The sequence below is a fragment of the Mojavia sp. genome (assembly GCF_059505145.1).
Genome location: NZ_JCACKA010000074.1, coordinates 287701 through 303397 on the forward strand (window position 1 = coordinate 287701; position 15697 = coordinate 303397).

The following is a 15697-nucleotide window of genomic DNA, read 5'->3' on the forward strand; positions in this document are numbered from 1 at the left end:
ATTAAGCCTGTTTATTAGCTCACAAAGCTGCATGACAAACATTACACCACTTACACAATTTCGTCTATAATCACCATTGCCAATTATGCTACTAATAGAGTTATTATTTTTAAATTAACAGACTGAAAATTCACAGATTATTTAGGTAAATTGCATGAAGGCTGGCAAAGAACAATGGTTTCCAATGGTTTTACAGCTTAAAGGTTCGGTAATCGCAGCAATTTATAAAAATGTTTTATGTTGTGGAATTTTCGGTGTTATTATTTCTATACTTCACTATTTTAAATTCCCTGTTTCCCAACCTATTTTAGGAAGCGTTATTCCCAGTATTGTTTTAGGTTTACTGCTGGTTTTTCGCACAAATACAGCTTATGAGCGCTTTTGGGAAGGTAGAAAAAGTTGGGGTTCCATCGTAAATACTGTCCGTAATTTGGCGCGACAAATATGGGTAACTATTGATGAAATTTCCCCTGAAGATAGAAAAGATAAAATTGCAGCTTTACGGTTATTAGTTGCTTTTGCTGTAGCTACCAAATTGCATTTACGGGGTGAACCTGTAAATCGTGAGTTGCAAGAATTAATGCCGTCTTCTATGTATTTAGAACTAAAAATTATGAATAATCCTCCCATAGAAGTAGCTTTTTGGATAGGAGATTATTTACAACGACAATATAACCGCAATTGCCTCAATAGCTATCAGTTAACATCTATGCAAGAGTTATTGAATAATCTGGTAGATAATTTAGGAATTTGCGAACGGATTTTAAGAACGCCTATGCCGCTTGCTTATGCTATTCATTTGAAGCAATTACTATTTCTATATTGTCTCTTGCTACCTTTCCAAATGGTAGACAGTCTTGGTTGGTGGACAGGCGTAATCGCTGCTTTAGTAAGTTTTACTTTATTTGGCATTGAAGCCATTGGTTTAGAGATAGAAAACCCTTTCGGCTATGACGCTAATGACTTACCCCTTGATACAATTTGCAACACAATGAAACGCAATATTGAGGATTTAATGAGTCTGAGTCCAAATGTGCGATCGCATATCAATAATGTGAACAACACAGAAGACTTTAGTGTCAGTTAAGTAGGAAAATAAGAAATAATAAATTGCGATTTCATAACCGTCGAATACCAATTTCCAATCCTTCACATACGCCAGTCAGAAAATCTAAATCCAAAGTAGCAATGGTATCGCTAGGTTTGTGATAGTGGGGATTACGCAAGAATGCCGTATCTGTCACCATAATTGCTGGATAGCCTGCATCCCAAAAAGGTGCATGATCACTCAGCCTAGTTTGAGGAACTATCAAACCTCGATTCGGTACTGGTAACCATTGACTAGCTACCCCAATATTGCGAATACTACGGCTAATTCTAATTAAGTCAGGTATTGTCCGCCAATTACCAATTAAAGCAATAAAATCACCACGATTTGGGTAAAAGCGTTCTAGAGGTGGTGGGTAACTTTGGGAATTAGGCTGAGAATCCTTATAACCCAACATTTCTAGAGACATCATTAACCGTAGTGGTTGCTTTTGTTGACGCAACAAGGCTACATAGTCAGCACTACCCAGTAGGCCATATTCTTCCATATCAAAAGCCACCAGCCTTAAAGGATATCTCATGGGTTCAGTGGCGAAATTTTTAGCCAATTCTATCAACACTGCCACACCTGTAGCATTATCATCAGCCCCTAGTGTTCCGGGTACAGCATCATAGTGAGCAGCAATTAAAATTGGTGGCAAATCTTTTTTTTGCCCTCTAAATTGAGAAGGCAAATTCAATATGAGATTCTTGCAGATTTTGCTCCCTACTCGAAAGGTGTGGATTTCCACACTTCCCCATTGTTCAAATTGCTGACGGATGTATTCTTGGACAAAAAAATACCCAGCTGTTGCCATGTAAGGATCGCGTTCTCTGGCTATTTCCGTCAGGTGAGTTTGTAATCGTGCTTTTAAATTCAAATTTTTAAAGTAGTCGCAATATCAAAGTTTGCAGACAGGGGGAAACACAGAGCAAGTATTATTAGAGTGCATTTCCCATCTTGCAGATACACTCAACTAAATCTCTTAAACTCCAAGAATTAAGACTGTTTGGACACACTAACCATAGTCAATGTTATCCTAGTCTTGCAACTAGCTCCTCTAGCTAAAATTCTGGCCCTTACTACCTTAATAATGACTATTATACCATTGAGGGCTTTCAATCCTAGAGCAAAAAGCTAGAGGTAGTCTCGCACATTCATAATAATTGTATAAGACACGCTAGGAGATGAGTAACGCATGGGCAAGGTAGTCGGCATCGACTTGGGTACAACCAACTCAGTAGTCGCCGTTATGGAGGGTGGCAAGCCGGTGGTGATTGCCAATGCAGAAGGAATGCGAACAACCCCCTCCGTAGTTGGTTTCAGCAAAGAAGGCGAAAGAGTAGTCGGGCAAATGGCACGGCGACAAACCGTTTTGAACCCCCAAAATACCTTTTTCGCAGTGAAACGTTTCATTGGGCGCAAGTATGGTGAACTTAACCCAGAATCGAAGCGTGTACCATATACTATCCGCAAAGACGAAATTGGTAATATTAAAATTGCCTGCCCCCGTTTAAGTAAGGAATTTGCCCCAGAAGAAATTTCGGCAATGGTGCTGAAGAAATTGGCAGAAGATGCCAGTCGCTACTTGGGTGAACCAGTAACAGGGGCAGTGATTACAGTTCCTGCTTATTTTAATGATTCTCAGCGGCAAGCCACCAGGGATGCTGGTAGGATTGCTGGTTTAGAAGTACTACGGATTCTTAATGAACCTACCGCCGCCTCTTTAGCTTACGGTTTAGATCGTGGTGATACCGAAACTATCTTAGTTTTTGACTTGGGTGGTGGAACCTTTGACGTATCCATTCTAGAAGTGGGTGATGGAGTTTTCGAAGTCAAAGCCACTAGTGGAGATACGCAGCTTGGCGGTAATGATTTTGACAGAAAGATTGTAGATTGGTTAGCAGAGCAATTTTTGGAAGCCGAAGGGGTAGACTTAAGACGCGATCGCCAAGCTTTGCAACGTCTGATGGAAGCCGCAGAAAAAGCCAAAATAGAACTTTCTGCTGTTAGCGTTACTGATATTAACTTGCCCTTTATAACCGCAACTGAAGATGGCCCTAAACATCTAGAAACTCGCCTAACTCGTTCTCAGTTTGAGGGTTTGTGCGGTGATTTGGTGGGACGCTTGCGAACACCAGTCAAACGGGCCTTAAAAGATTCAGGTCTCTCACCAGATGACATTGAAGAAGTTGTGTTAGTGGGTGGTTCCACACGCATCCCCATGGTGAAGCAGCTAGTGCGTGACTTGATTGGCATAGAACCGAGTGAAAATGTCAACCCTGACGAAGTGGTGGCAGTAGGTGCAGCAATTCAAGCAGGTATTCTCGCAGGCGAACTTAAAGATGTGTTGCTTTTAGATGTCACACCGTTATCAGTGGGGTTGGAAACCATTGGGGGCGTGATGAAAAAACTTATTCCCCGTAACACTACCATCCCAGTACGCCGTTCTGATATTTTCTCCACGTCAGAAAATAACCAAAACACTGTGGAAATCCACGTAGTCCAAGGCGAACGGGAAATGGCTGCTAATAACAAGTCACTGGGGCGTTTCAAACTGTATGGCATCCCGCCAGCACCCAGAGGCATACCACAAATTCAGGTATCATTTGATATTGATGCCAATGGTATTTTACAAGTAACAGCTTTGGATAGAACTACTGGACGAGAGCAAAGTATCACCATCCAAGGCGCTTCTACTTTGAGCGAGTCAGAAGTGAATCGAATGATTCAGGATGCCCAGAAATATGCCGACATCGACCGAGAACGCAAAGAAAGAGTAGAAAAGCGTACTCGATCTGAGGCTTTGATTTTACAAGCAGAACGACAACTTAGAGAAGTGGCGCTAGAGTTTGGTATGCAGTTTGCCCGCAGCCGCCGCCAAAGAATTGATAATATTTGCCGGGAACTGAAGGAGAGTTTACAACAAGACGATGATCGCGGCATTGACCAAGCTTACGCCGACCTGCAAGATGCTTTGTATGAGCTAAACCGGGAAGTCCGCCAGTATTATGCTGAGGACGAAGATGACGACTTGTTTGGCACTATTCGAGACATCTTTACTGGCGATAAAGAAAAAGAACGCGATTTTCCGCGAGATACCTATCGGGAACGTGATTCCTATGGTAGAGACTATGGCAGAGATTATGGTAGAGACTCTACTAGAGACTATGGTAGAGACTCTACTAGAGATTATGACAGAGATAGTCGTTCCTCTTACCCTGACAACCGTTCTCCTCGCAGATCTCGCCCAAGCTACCAGGATAACTGGGATGATGACGATGATGATTGGTTGTAATACTCCTAAAATGGCGGGTAACCTCGCCCTCATGCTACCGCATGGGTCTAGTAGCCCGAAAAAGCGAATTAAATTGATTCAAAATTCGGATTTGATAATTGTTGATTGGTAATTTGTTAATAGTCAGCAGTAATCAAAAAAAATAACAGCTGATGGTATCCGTTACTTATTACCAAGATGTGTCTGGAAAAGTTTGTTACGGAGGGAAACATTCCTTACGACTTTTCGCAAAATCTAAAATCTCAAGTTAAATAACTGACTATGCAAAATTTGCAGAATTTTCGAGATTACTACGAAATTTTGGGAGTACCTAAAGAAGCCTCTAGTGAGGAAATTAAAAAGGTTTATCGACGTTTAGCACGCCAGTATCATCCCGACCTCAATCCAGGAAATAAGGCAGCAGAGGATAAATTTAAAGATATCGGTGAGGCCTATGAAATCCTTTCTGATCCAGCGAAGCGGGCACAGTACGATCAGTTTAGCCGCTACTGGAAGCAAAAAGGCTTTGTCAACAAACAGACACCTAAAGCTAAACAGTGGAGCGATAATCGCTCTACTAATCGCAATGGCAATCAAGAAGTAGATCCCAGCCAATTTGCTGATTTTGAAAGTTTTATTAATCAGGTAATCGGTGTAGGCAGTCGCCAAGAAAATAAAAATGGGGGAAGTACCAAGACAACTAGCGATCCGTTTCGTACCCCAAGAACAAAAGTTGAATACACAGTCAATCCCCGTCCTACCCGTCGAGATATAGAAGCCAGGTTGACTCTACCATTAGAAAAAGCTTATCAAGGTGGTACTGAACGCATTCGTCTAGAAGATGGGCGATCGCTAGAAGTAAATATGCCCCCAGCTATGGTAACAGGGCAAACTATCCGTTTGCGAAACCAAGGCATTGGTGGCGGTGACTTGTACTTAAAAATTACCGTCGAGCCGCATCCTCTGTTTAAGCTTGAAGGTGCCAATATCTTCTGTCAGGTACCCATTACTCCCACCGAAGCAGTCTTGGGAGGGCAGGTAGAAGCACCCACTCTTGATGGGCCTGTGAAAATGACGATTCCCCCAGGAGTTAGATCTGGTCAAAGATTTCGTTTGGCAAATAAAGGCTACCCCAACGAAAACGGCAAACGTGGCGATCAACTGGTGGAAATTCAGATAGTGGCTCCGAAAACTATTAGCAGCGAAGAACGGGAACTCTATGAGAAGTTGCGCCAAATTGAAACCTTTAAACCCCGCGCGGATTTAATCAGTTAGGGATGATATAGTTTAGCGAGCTATTTTTTACACAAGCAAGTACGGCTCTAATAAATCAACGCTGCTGATAGAAAGGTATGATAAAAAATAGTGGTTATACCAATCAAAGCGCACAATTCTTTATTATCCCAACATTTCTGTTCCTTCTGGTCGGTGGCTTCGCAAAGCTTTATTTTATTGGGATGAGATTGGCTCTATAGTTCAGCAAAGTATTCGTAGACTGCACAAATCGCCCAGAATATGAAAAGCTACTTTACAATGCTTCATCCACAACAAATGGCTTTACTTGCCTAAATATTCGTTTCTGTAATGTGCTTCCAATCCATCGTCATGATATACCTTGCAGATATTATAGAATTCAAACGAAAACGTAGAGATGAACTGCTTCATTTGCTCTGACTTAGCATTTAAATTAAATAAGATATAGCATTTTAGCAAAAAGGATAAGTAAAGTTAAATGGATTCTTTTAAAGAAAGATTCATAGTAGATGAAAAAGGAAATCGCATTGAAGTAATTCTTGATACTTACGAACGAGTGATAGAAGGTATTCGCGCTCTCGTTGAAGACCCTAGACCCCTGGTTGCTTAAAATTGACTAACCGCGAAGGATGGCGTATCCGAATTGGTAATTATCGTGTGCTTTAGGAGATTGATGACGAGCAAACAATGATCACAGTCCTTCAAGTTGGCCATCGACGCGATATCTACCGCTAAGTACCCTTTGATTAAAACATTAGATGCTCGTCAGTAATGGAGTTGAGAGGTTTACAATATTAGGATTAGGAAAAACTTGATTGCAAGGTGACTCAATCAGCCGTGAATCAACATGGGGCAATGCGACAAAGCAGTGAACCCACCTATTACTCTTTGCTGGGACTCCATCCCTCGGCATCGGTAATCGACATCCGTCGCGCCTATCGAAAACTGAGTAAACGCTATCATCCTGATACTACTGACTTACCTGCTACTGTCGCTACCGCTAAATTCCAGCAACTCAACGAAGCCTACGCCACATTGAGCAATCCAGAACGGCGCTTAAGTTATGACCTGAAAATCGGCTATTCTCGTTTTGGAGTGATTCAAGCACCCGCTGATTTGAACCATCCGGTTACTAAAGCCTACGACTGGTCAAAATCTGCTTACCTGGATGCTAGCGATCGCCCCCTCTCATCGGGCGAAATCTTTGCTTTATTTATTTTGGGGTTGACGTTTTTGGGTTGTTTATTGCTAGCGATCGCCATTGGTTTAACACGTGGTGACGCTGCTTTCCAAACACAATTGCTACCACCTCAAACCGTACATCAGCAAATTCCCCAGCCATCGCAATCAACTAGCCTTTGGGGAACTAAAAATTATTTTTGTTAATTTTGTATTTTAAATTTTGAATTGCTTATGTCTTTTCTTCCTTCCGATGCTCCTCTATATAACCATACCCTGCCACAAATTGAGCGGTGGCTAAAAGACCAAGGCTGCCAACAAGATGAAGCATTTTTGCATTGCTGGCGTGTAGAGCGACCTCATTGGCAAGCTGAACTTTCCCTTGATGTTGAGCAAATTACAGTAAGGTACATCCAAGCTGGGGAAAACGGGCAAGATATCCAACGCTCTTTCAAATATTCCCTGAGTCGGGAAGATATAGAACAAGCAGTTTTTTCTGGGCCTTAAGACAGTGCTGAGTAACAAGTGCTGAGTAACAAGTAGAAGAATCAAGAGTTGAATTTTTGTCGGATTTCTCATAACTCATAGACTCATAACTCAGCACTCATCACTCTCTCACACACTCCCAAACCTCCGTTCTCGCTGCTGATATGCACACAAGGCGCGGTGAAATTCAACGCGGTCAAAATCTGGCCACAAAGTCTCAGTTATGTAAATTTCTCCATAAGCCATTTGCCAAAGTAAGAAATTTGACAGGCGCATCTCCCCACTAGTACGGATTAACAAATCTGGGTCAGATATACCTGCTGTGTAGAGGTGGCGTTCAAATACTTCCTCATTAATTTCATCCGGTTTTAATAGACCTTGCTGGACTTTCTCAGCGATCGCTCGACAAGCCTGCAAAATTTCTTGTCGTCCGCCATAATTTGTAGCTACTGTAAATCGGATACTGCGATTATCCTTAGTTTCTGCCATTGAACGGGAAATTTCTTGTTGAAGCGATCGCGGCAAAGCATTTAAATTGCCGACAAACTGAATTTGAACATTCTCTTCTAGCATTTCCCGCAATTCTTGACGCAAAACTCTTTGGAATAAAGTCATCAAAAAATCTACTTCTTCCTGGGGCCTTTTCCAGTTTTCCGTCGAAAAAGCATAAGCTGTTAGCGCCTGAATTCCCCAATCTTTACAGCAACGGAGCAAATCCTTAAGGGCATCTACACCAGCTTTATGACCCATAATCCGTGGTAGACCTTGACGTTTAGCCCATCGACCATTGCCATCCATAATCACCGCAACGTGCTTGGGTAATAGTTCTCGTTTTAAGCCAGGGGGCAAATCTTGAAGTTCAGTTTGTTGTGCTGTCATTTTTTATCTCGAGAAGCGGTCGATGGTAGTCCGAGTAAACGTGAAATTAGTACTAATGCCTTAGTAACAATCTGACGACCCAAGCTGAACAAACCAGGAGCAACAGCTTCCCGATCTACAGTGGGGGACAATAGAGCCTCTAATGACTCTTTCAGCTTCCTAATCGTCAGCGGTCTATTTAGGATTCCCCGTTCCGCTAAGGAAATAGAACCAGTTTCTTCTGATACAACGACACAGATACAATTTTCGACCCGCTCAGTAATTCCCATTGCTGCCCGATGGCGTGTTCCCAACTGGCGCGAGGCTGTGCGTCCCGAAAGTGGTAAAATTATACCTGATGCTACAATCCTTGAGCCACGTATTAAGGTTGCTCCATCATGCAACAGAGTTTTAGGCTGAAAAATTGTTTGGATTAATTCCTTAGAAACCTCAGCATTCAGTTTTACTCCTGGGACAGAAAAATCCCGCTCGTCAATCGGGCCTGTTGTTTCCAAAATCAGCAAAGCTCCAATCCGGTTTTTTGACAGTTCTTTAACCGCATCAACAATTTCATCAATTACACTGTCGGACTTAGGTATTGCTAGATTGGATGGTTGAAACAACTGGCGAAATTCGCCACGCCCCAATTGTTCTAAAAATCGGCGAAACTCTGATTGGAGAGCGACTGCCATTGCTACAGCACAGCCAATAACTAACTTTTCTAGTACGAAATTGAGCAGTGGTAGCCCCAATCTATTACTGAGTGCTGAGGCTAGCATCAATATAATAAAACCCCGTACCATCCACAGTGTCCGGCGCTCACTAATAATAACTAGTATCATGTAGGTCAGCGCCAACACTAATACAATATCCAGAGTCCCAAACAGCAAGGACTGCGACCATCCCAGGTTTGTCAGCCATTGCTTCCACCAATCTCTCATGACATCTGGATTACTACTTTGCCTCTAAATACAGCGAGTTAATTGCCAATTGTCAATAGTCAATAGTCAATAATTTTTAGCTAGTGAACCTTTAGGGAACCCCAATCACCTGGGTCGGTCTAATCCTCCCTTGAAGTTCGCTTGGAGGGAAACCCTCCTTACGACTTCTTTCCCAAGTGCTGGAATTACTGCACTAGCTCACCAATGATTAATGACTAATGACTAATGACTAACTCTTTAGTCTTTCTGGTAGGCAATCTTGTCGAATCAAATCTTGATAAGTTTCGCGTTGCAAAATCAAGTTTGCTTCGCCGTTCGTTACCACAACTGCTGCCGGCCGGGGCAGGCGGTTATAGTTAGATGCCATACTGTAATTGTACGCACCAGTTCCCATAACTACGAGAATATCTCCTGGTTCAGTTTTTGGCAGTTGGGCATTTTTAATTAGAACATCCCCGGATTCACAGTGTTTACCAGCAATTGTGACTGTTTCTGTAAGGGGAGATGACATTTTATTTGCAACTACTGCTCGATAAACTGACTCGTAAGTAATTGGGCGCGGGTTATCAGACAATCCTCCATCTACCGCTACGTAGGTACGGATATCAGGAATCACTTTTGAGGAGCCGATAGTGTAAGCAGTAACACCAGCGTTAGCAATAAGCGATCGCCCTGGTTCACAAAGTAATTTTGGCAAAGGCAAATTTTCTGCCGCACAAGCTTCTTGAATTACTTCGCAAATCGGTTTTACCCATTCTTCAATGCTGGGGGGATCGTCCGATTGTATATAAGTAATCCCCAAGCCACCACCAACATCTACCTCTGTCAGAGTTAAACCATAGCTAGCAGCTTTAGTTACCCATTGCACCATTAAAGCTGCTAAATCACGATGTGGTTGGCGTTCAAAAATCTGGGAACCAATATGAGCGTGTACCCCCACGCAATTTAGGGCTGGTTGCTGACTCACAAAAGCAAACACCTCATCCAAATCGCCTGGATCAAACCCAAATTTACTATCTAAGTGACCAGTACGAATGTATTCATGTGTATGGCAATCAATACCAGGAGTCAAACGCAGCAAGATCCGAGTCCTGAGTGAGGAGTTTTCTGCTTGCTCCCTTGCTCCCCTGCTCTCCTGCTCCTCTGCTAACTGAACCAAAGTATGCAACTCATACCAGTTATCCGCCACAATGGTGCAACCTACTTCAATTGCGTAAAGCAATTCTGCGCGAGATTTATTATTACCGTGGAAGTAGATTTTGTCAGGACTTACGCCAGCAGCCAGTGCTGTGTAAAGTTCGCCTCCAGAGGCGACATCAATTCCTAAGCCTTCACTATTGGCTATGGCGCAAACAGCTAGACAGTTCCACGCTTTTGAAGCATAAAGTACCTGTGATTCACCTTGGTAGTATTGCTTGAAAGCATCTCGGTATTGCTGACAAGCCGAACGCAGGGTTTCTTCATCTAAAATATATAAAGGTGAGCCAAACTGCTGCACTAGGGTTGTGATATCACACCCACCAATTTCCAGGAAGTCATGACCATTTACTCTAGCAGTCAAGGGTAAAAGTTCTTGATTAGGCGAATTGCTGCGCCTTTGAGGTAAGTACTGACTACCAGTATGTTGAACCCCAGTGGGGTGAGTCGATACCATAACTATACGAGTTGTCCTTGTTCAAATTATGGGCGTGAGTAAGTCTCCCGTTTCCCAGTTTACAAAGGGTTTGTAATCTTATCCAATAACTGTGATCTCATTAGATTTAAAACTTCAATCACTGACAACAGAGCATCTAAGTGCAATAGTAGAACTGGATCAAGCCTGTTTCGGTGGTCTTTGGACTATGGATGCTTACCAACGAGAGTTGGACAGTCCTAACAGCGATTTACTGGGTTTATTTTCCCCAGGTTCTAGCTTGAGACTGCTGGGCATCGGTTGCTTTTGGTCAATTTTAGAAGAAGCTCATATTACAATTTTGGCGGTTCATCCCCAATATCACTGTCAAGGTTTGGGACAAGCTTTACTATATTCCCTCCTGAAGACAGCTAGCGATCGCGGTTTAGAGCGAGCTACTCTTGAAGTCCGAGCTTCTAACTTGGCGGCTATATCTTTATATCAAAAATTTGGTTTCAAAACAGCTGGGCGACGTCGGCGTTACTACAAAGATAACGGTGAGGATGCGCTGATTCTTTGGCTTTCTGATTTACAACAGCCGCAATTTCAAGCAACTTTGCTTGAGTGGCATACCATGGTTAGCGATCGCCTCAGTAAATTCTCTTGGCAGCTGCTTTTTCAGTAAATTGGCATCAATAGTTAATAGTCAACAGTTCACGCTCAAAAAACCCTTTACTATAGAACGTGAACTTTTGAGCATTGAGTTTATTTACTCCTACTTTCTTCATCAAAGCATCATTATGTAGTTGCAACCGTTGATAGCTCTGCTGTTGACTGTTAAGCATCTTCATGAAAAAACATAAATTTTTCTGCGTTATCTTTCATGATAATTATTTATTGTCTAAAAATTTACTATTTAAAAAAAATATCAAACAGAAAAAATATTGATTTTTGTAAATATGTATGATATATATATTTGTTTGGAAGTAGTTCAATAAAATCAAGATTTCAAAGGTTTTTTGTGTGTAGTCAATACCAAAAACGCAGGTAAACTCGCTCTCCTCAGTACAAAAGCCACACAAAAGTAATAAATATTAAGGAATTACGCCATCAGCTTGGGTGATCCCGCGTGGTTGTCTAAAATTTTGATACAGGCATCCAAAATCTTAGCCTGTGCTAAAATCAGCGTACCGGCACGACGCAGGTGATGGGAAAAATGCCATGTTTGAACGCTTCACAGAAAAAGCTATTAAGGTAATCATGCTGGCCCAAGAAGAGGCCCGCCGTTTAGGTCACAATTTCGTCGGCACTGAACAGATCCTCCTGGGTCTGATCGGTGAAGGGACGGGAGTGGCGGCCAAAGTGCTCAAATCAATGGGCGTCAATCTCAAAGATGCCCGCATTGAGGTAGAAAAAATCATAGGACGGGGTTCTGGCTTTGTCGCCGTGGAAATTCCCTTTACGCCACGGGCAAAGCGGGTTCTGGAACTGTCCTTAGAAGAAGCGCGCCAATTAGGGCATAACTACATTGGCACCGAGCATCTGCTGTTGGGCCTGATCCGCGAAGGGGAAGGTGTAGCAGCCAGGGTGCTAGAAAACCTCGGTGTGGATCTATCTAAGGTAAGAACCCAAGTAATCCGCATGCTGGGAGAAACAGCAGAGGTTTCGGCAACCGGGCAATCAGGACGTACCAAAACTCCAACTTTGGATGAATTTGGCTCGAACCTGACCCAAATGGCAACGGATAACAAGCTCGATCCAGTGGTGGGACGCGCCAAAGAAATCGAGCGAGTAATTCAGATTTTGGGACGCCGGACTAAAAACAATCCAGTGCTGATAGGCGAACCAGGTGTTGGTAAAACAGCGATCGCAGAAGGTTTAGCATCGCGCATTGCCAACAAAGATGTCCCCGACATCCTGGAAGATAAGCGCGTAGTCACTCTGGATATCGGCTTGCTCGTAGCAGGAACCAAGTACCGGGGTGAATTTGAAGAACGCCTGAAGAAAATCATGGATGAAATTCGGCAGGCGGGCAATGTAATTCTCGTGATTGACGAGGTACACACCCTCATTGGTGCAGGTGCGGCTGAAGGTGCGATTGATGCGGCGAATATCCTCAAGCCAGCTTTGGCAAGGGGTGAGTTGCAATGTATCGGCGCAACAACCCTTGATGAATACCGCAAACACATCGAGCGGGATGCAGCATTAGAGCGACGCTTCCAACCAGTGATGGTGGGTGAACCAACAGTCGATGAGACAATTGAGATTTTGTATGGTTTACGCGATCGCTACGAGCAACACCACAAGCTGAAAATCTCCGATGAAGCATTGGTGGCGGCAGCTAAGTTATCTGATCGTTACATTAGCGATCGCTACCTCCCAGATAAAGCTATCGACTTGATCGATGAAGCAGGTTCTAGAGTTCGGTTGATTAACTCCCAACTGCCACCCGCAGCCAAAGAGTTAGACAAAGAACTGCGGCAAATCTTAAAAGAAAAAGATGATGCAGTTCGCTCCCAAGACTTTGACCGAGCTGGGGAACTGCGCGATCGGGAAATGGAAATCAAAGCCGAAATTCGCGCGATCGCTCAAAGCAAGACGAATGCCTCCGGTACTGAAGGTGAAGAGCCTGTAGTCACAGAAGAGGACATCGCCCACATCGTCGCATCTTGGACTGGAGTTCCGGTGAACAAGCTCACCGAATCCGAATCCGAGAAGCTGTTGCACATGGAAGACACCTTGCATCAGCGTCTAATTGGACAAGAAGATGCTGTGAAGGCAGTTTCACGGGCAATTCGTCGCGCTCGTGTCGGTTTGAAGAATCCCAATCGTCCCATTGCCAGCTTTGTCTTCTCCGGGCCGACCGGCGTTGGTAAAACTGAGTTGGCGAAATCCTTGGCTTCTTACTTCTTCGGTTCTGAAGAAGCAATGATTCGCCTGGATATGTCCGAATATATGGAACGACACACCGTCAGCAAACTGATTGGTTCGCCTCCTGGTTATGTTGGCTATAACGAAGGCGGTCAGCTAACTGAAGCAGTGCGCCGTCGTCCATATACCGTGGTGCTATTCGACGAAATCGAAAAAGCCCACCCCGATGTCTTCAATATGCTGCTGCAAATTTTGGAAGATGGTCGCTTAACTGATGCCAAAGGTCGCACGGTGGACTTCAAGAACACCTTGCTGATTTTGACCTCCAACATCGGTTCCAAGGTAATTGAAAAAGGCGGCGGCGGTATCGGCTTCGAGTTTGGCGAAGACCAAAGCGAATCACAGTACAACCGCATTAAAACCTTGGTGAACGAAGAACTGAAGCAATACTTCCGTCCAGAGTTCCTCAACCGACTAGATGAAATCATCGTCTTCCGTCAACTGAGCAAGGTGGAAGTGACTCAAATCGCCGAAATCATGCTCAAAGAAGTCTTTGGTCGCCTAACCGAAAAGGGTATTACCTTAGAAGTTACCGACCGCTTCAAAGAGCGCTTGATTACAGAAGGTTACAGCCCCAGCTATGGTGCAAGACCTTTACGTCGGGCAATTATGCGCTTGTTAGAAGATAGCCTAGCAGAAGAAATTCTCTCTGGTCGCATTAAAGATGGCGATGTAGCCCTCGTTGATGTAGATGACAGCGGTAATGTGCAAGTTAGTTCTCAACAGCGGCGGGAATTGTTACCTCAAGGTGTTGAGTAGTCTTTAATATTTGGGATTAAATCTCAAGTTTAAAAATTCAAACGGTAGAGTATTAATTGCTCTACCGTTTTTTGTTTTCTTGCCGTTATAGCTAGGCTGTCGAGTCGCTCAAGCCATAATAGAAAATGGACAGTTCACTGGAATCATTCGCGGATATGAGCGATACGGAATGTTTTTTAATGAACCAATAGGTTATAGGATCAGTCCAGATGGTAGGCAGGGCGAACGCACGAGATTTCTGAAACCCTTGCTAGATAAGGATATTGACGAAAAAATAGACTAAATTTAAAAACGCCAAAACCCTTGCTATTAAAGGATTCTTATACTTTAGATGCGTTTGCCCTGAGATGGTAGGCGTATTCTACTTTATTATGGGGAGATAAAAATCAATGCAGACGACCAATACCACGTCATCCCCCGCAGCAGATAGAGTGAGGAATAACTGGGAATTTACGGAAGTCTGGATAGATCCTATGTTGTCTCCTCCATACATTCTTTTATTACTCTGCGATAGCGAGCAAAGCTGTCAAATTTATGACCCGGCGTAGGGTTATAAGGTTGTATTTTCTAGTAATAACTATGATGCAGCTAAGTTACGGTTACTAGAAGATGAATATGAACCAATTGCAGGTAGGCTGTTAGCTACGGAATTATTTTAACTAGAGCGAAGATGATTCGCCCCATAGGAGGCGATACCTACGGTAAGCTACGCTAACGCATAAAATTCTCGTCAGCTAGGATAAACACAAGCCAGCGATTAAGGTACTTGCGGACAGATATGTTTTTAATACAAATACTTATATTGTTTTGAGTTTCTTTATTCTTTTGTCTACCTCTTGAAGAAACCAAGATACTACTTCTTGTATTTTACTATATAACAATCAGAGGGTCTGAAGCATGACAATAACATGGTTAATCTAGATACTGTAACGGCTGTAGCTTTCATTGCTGAAGGTTCTTATGTCCGTTATTTGTTGCGACAATATGTAAATGCTCAAAAAATGGTAATGACTCAAACTGCTTTTGGTGAGTTCACTAATATAGTCAAAAGTATTGGTGGAATATTAGAACAGGATAGAGCTAGAAGATTTTTGCAAAGAGTAACTATTATTCCAGATAACCGATCACTTAGAACCTTAAACCTATAACTAACAAGGAAATTAGGAATAAGCGATATTATTATTTTAGGTACAGGTGATCAATTAGGAATTGTCACTACAACAGCAGATGCAAAAGCTGTTAGAGCTGCTTCTGCTCAAGGTGTGGATTTTCTTGTATACATTCATCCACCTTTTCCATTAACTGGTAATTAA

The 15697-nt window shown here is 43.0% G+C and carries 14 protein-coding genes and 3 pseudogenes; 12 read left to right on the top strand and 5 right to left on the bottom strand.

Annotated elements, in window-relative coordinates; translation table 11 throughout:
- Positions 1–154: 154 nt before the first annotated feature.
- The gene (locus AC5JL8_RS20340) at positions 155–1087 is read left to right on the top strand and encodes a bestrophin family protein (protein ID WP_495881486.1); all 933 of its coding nucleotides are present in this window, start codon (positions 155–157) and stop codon (positions 1085–1087) included.
- 31 nt (positions 1088–1118) lie between these two features.
- On the opposite strand, the gene AC5JL8_RS20345 is transcribed toward AC5JL8_RS20340, so the two are convergent.
- A complete protein-coding gene (locus tag AC5JL8_RS20345; protein ID WP_495881487.1) occupies positions 1119–1967 on the bottom strand; it encodes a M28 family peptidase in 849 nt (282 codons plus the stop codon).
- Positions 1968–2285: 318 nt separating this feature from the next.
- Here AC5JL8_RS20345 and dnaK point away from each other — a divergent pair, with 318 nt between their 5' ends.
- The 5 genes from dnaK (at position 2286) to AC5JL8_RS20370 (ending at position 7304) form a co-directional block, all read left to right on the top strand.
- Complete coding sequence (gene dnaK / locus AC5JL8_RS20350; protein ID WP_495881488.1) at positions 2286–4385, top strand: molecular chaperone DnaK; 2100 nt, start codon at positions 2286–2288, stop codon at positions 4383–4385.
- A 261-nt stretch (positions 4386–4646) separates the two neighbouring features.
- Positions 4647–5639, top strand: coding sequence for a DnaJ C-terminal domain-containing protein (locus AC5JL8_RS20355; protein WP_495881489.1), 993 nt, complete (start codon positions 4647–4649; stop codon positions 5637–5639).
- Positions 5640–6096: 457 nt separating this feature from the next.
- A complete protein-coding gene (locus AC5JL8_RS20360; RefSeq protein WP_495881490.1) occupies positions 6097–6228 on the top strand; it encodes a hypothetical protein in 132 nt (43 codons plus the stop codon).
- Positions 6229–6473: 245 nt separating this feature from the next.
- Entirely contained in the window at positions 6474–7004 is a 531-nt protein-coding gene (locus AC5JL8_RS20365) for a J domain-containing protein (RefSeq protein WP_495881684.1), read from the top strand.
- 27 nt (positions 7005–7031) lie between these two features.
- Positions 7032–7304 carry a DUF3143 domain-containing protein gene (locus tag AC5JL8_RS20370; protein ID WP_495881491.1) on the top strand — a complete coding sequence of 91 codons (273 nt, stop codon included), beginning with the start codon at positions 7032–7034 and terminating at the stop codon, positions 7302–7304.
- A 108-nt stretch (positions 7305–7412) separates the two neighbouring features.
- On the opposite strand, the gene uppS is transcribed toward AC5JL8_RS20370, so the two are convergent.
- From uppS to lysA, 3 genes are all read right to left on the bottom strand, one after another.
- Positions 7413–8162: a polyprenyl diphosphate synthase gene (uppS, locus tag AC5JL8_RS20375; protein ID WP_495881492.1), complete on the bottom strand. Its 750-nt coding sequence runs from the start codon at positions 8160–8162 to the stop codon at positions 7413–7415.
- Positions 8159–9082, bottom strand: a complete 924-nt coding sequence (gene cdaA / locus AC5JL8_RS20380; RefSeq protein WP_495881493.1) for a diadenylate cyclase CdaA — start codon at positions 9080–9082, stop codon at positions 8159–8161. The genes uppS and cdaA overlap by 4 nt, the downstream gene beginning before the upstream one ends.
- Positions 9083–9311: 229 nt before the next feature.
- Positions 9312–10736, bottom strand: a complete 1425-nt coding sequence (lysA, locus tag AC5JL8_RS20385; RefSeq protein WP_495881494.1) for a diaminopimelate decarboxylase — start codon at positions 10734–10736, stop codon at positions 9312–9314.
- Positions 10737–10827: 91 nt separating this feature from the next.
- On the opposite strand from lysA, the gene rimI reads away from it, so the two are divergent.
- Positions 10828–11379: a ribosomal protein S18-alanine N-acetyltransferase gene (gene rimI, locus AC5JL8_RS20390; protein ID WP_495881495.1), complete on the top strand. Its 552-nt coding sequence runs from the start codon at positions 10828–10830 to the stop codon at positions 11377–11379.
- A gap of 7 nt (positions 11380–11386) precedes the next feature.
- Here rimI and AC5JL8_RS20395 read toward each other — a convergent pair whose 3' ends face one another.
- Positions 11387–11545: a hypothetical protein gene (locus tag AC5JL8_RS20395; protein WP_495881496.1), complete on the bottom strand. Its 159-nt coding sequence runs from the start codon at positions 11543–11545 to the stop codon at positions 11387–11389.
- Between the two features lie 370 nt (positions 11546–11915).
- Here AC5JL8_RS20395 and AC5JL8_RS20400 point away from each other — a divergent pair, with 370 nt between their 5' ends.
- The 5 genes and pseudogenes from AC5JL8_RS20400 (at position 11916) to AC5JL8_RS20420 (ending at position 15697) form a co-directional block, all read left to right on the top strand.
- The gene (locus AC5JL8_RS20400; RefSeq protein ID WP_495881497.1) at positions 11916–14384 is read left to right on the top strand and encodes an ATP-dependent Clp protease ATP-binding subunit; all 2469 of its coding nucleotides are present in this window, start codon (positions 11916–11918) and stop codon (positions 14382–14384) included.
- Between the two features lie 112 nt (positions 14385–14496).
- Positions 14497–14667 (top strand): annotated as a pseudogene (locus AC5JL8_RS20405) (DUF6972 family protein); the annotation flags it as partial.
- Between the two features lie 96 nt (positions 14668–14763).
- Positions 14764–14814 carry a hypothetical protein gene (locus AC5JL8_RS20410; protein ID WP_495881685.1) on the top strand — a complete coding sequence of 17 codons (51 nt, stop codon included), beginning with the start codon at positions 14764–14766 and terminating at the stop codon, positions 14812–14814.
- A gap of 1 nt (position 14815) precedes the next feature.
- Positions 14816–15043 (top strand): annotated as a pseudogene (locus tag AC5JL8_RS20415) (hypothetical protein).
- A 249-nt stretch (positions 15044–15292) separates the two neighbouring features.
- A pseudogene (locus AC5JL8_RS20420) lies at positions 15293–15697 on the top strand (DUF1308 domain-containing protein).

Excerpts from the sequence above, each read along its gene's own strand:
- AC5JL8_RS20370 (WP_495881491.1), top strand. The coding sequence starts at position 7,032 with ATGTCTTTTCTTCCTTCCGATGCTCCTCTATATAACCATACCCTGCCA.
- AC5JL8_RS20400 (WP_495881497.1), top strand. The coding sequence starts at position 11,916 with ATGTTTGAACGCTTCACAGAAAAAGCTATTAAGGTAATCATGCTGGCC.
- AC5JL8_RS20395 (WP_495881496.1), bottom strand. The coding sequence starts at position 11,545 with ATGAAGATGCTTAACAGTCAACAGCAGAGCTATCAACGGTTGCAACTA.
- AC5JL8_RS20365 (WP_495881684.1), top strand. The coding sequence starts at position 6,474 with ATGCGACAAAGCAGTGAACCCACCTATTACTCTTTGCTGGGACTCCAT.
- AC5JL8_RS20360 (WP_495881490.1), top strand. The coding sequence starts at position 6,097 with ATGGATTCTTTTAAAGAAAGATTCATAGTAGATGAAAAAGGAAATCGC.
- AC5JL8_RS20340 (WP_495881486.1), top strand. The coding sequence starts at position 155 with ATGAAGGCTGGCAAAGAACAATGGTTTCCAATGGTTTTACAGCTTAAA.
- AC5JL8_RS20355 (WP_495881489.1), top strand. The coding sequence starts at position 4,647 with ATGCAAAATTTGCAGAATTTTCGAGATTACTACGAAATTTTGGGAGTA.
- lysA (WP_495881494.1), bottom strand. The coding sequence starts at position 10,736 with ATGGTATCGACTCACCCCACTGGGGTTCAACATACTGGTAGTCAGTAC.
- uppS (WP_495881492.1), bottom strand. The coding sequence starts at position 8,162 with ATGACAGCACAACAAACTGAACTTCAAGATTTGCCCCCTGGCTTAAAA.
- cdaA (WP_495881493.1), bottom strand. The coding sequence starts at position 9,082 with ATGAGAGATTGGTGGAAGCAATGGCTGACAAACCTGGGATGGTCGCAG.
- dnaK (WP_495881488.1), top strand. The coding sequence starts at position 2,286 with ATGGGCAAGGTAGTCGGCATCGACTTGGGTACAACCAACTCAGTAGTC.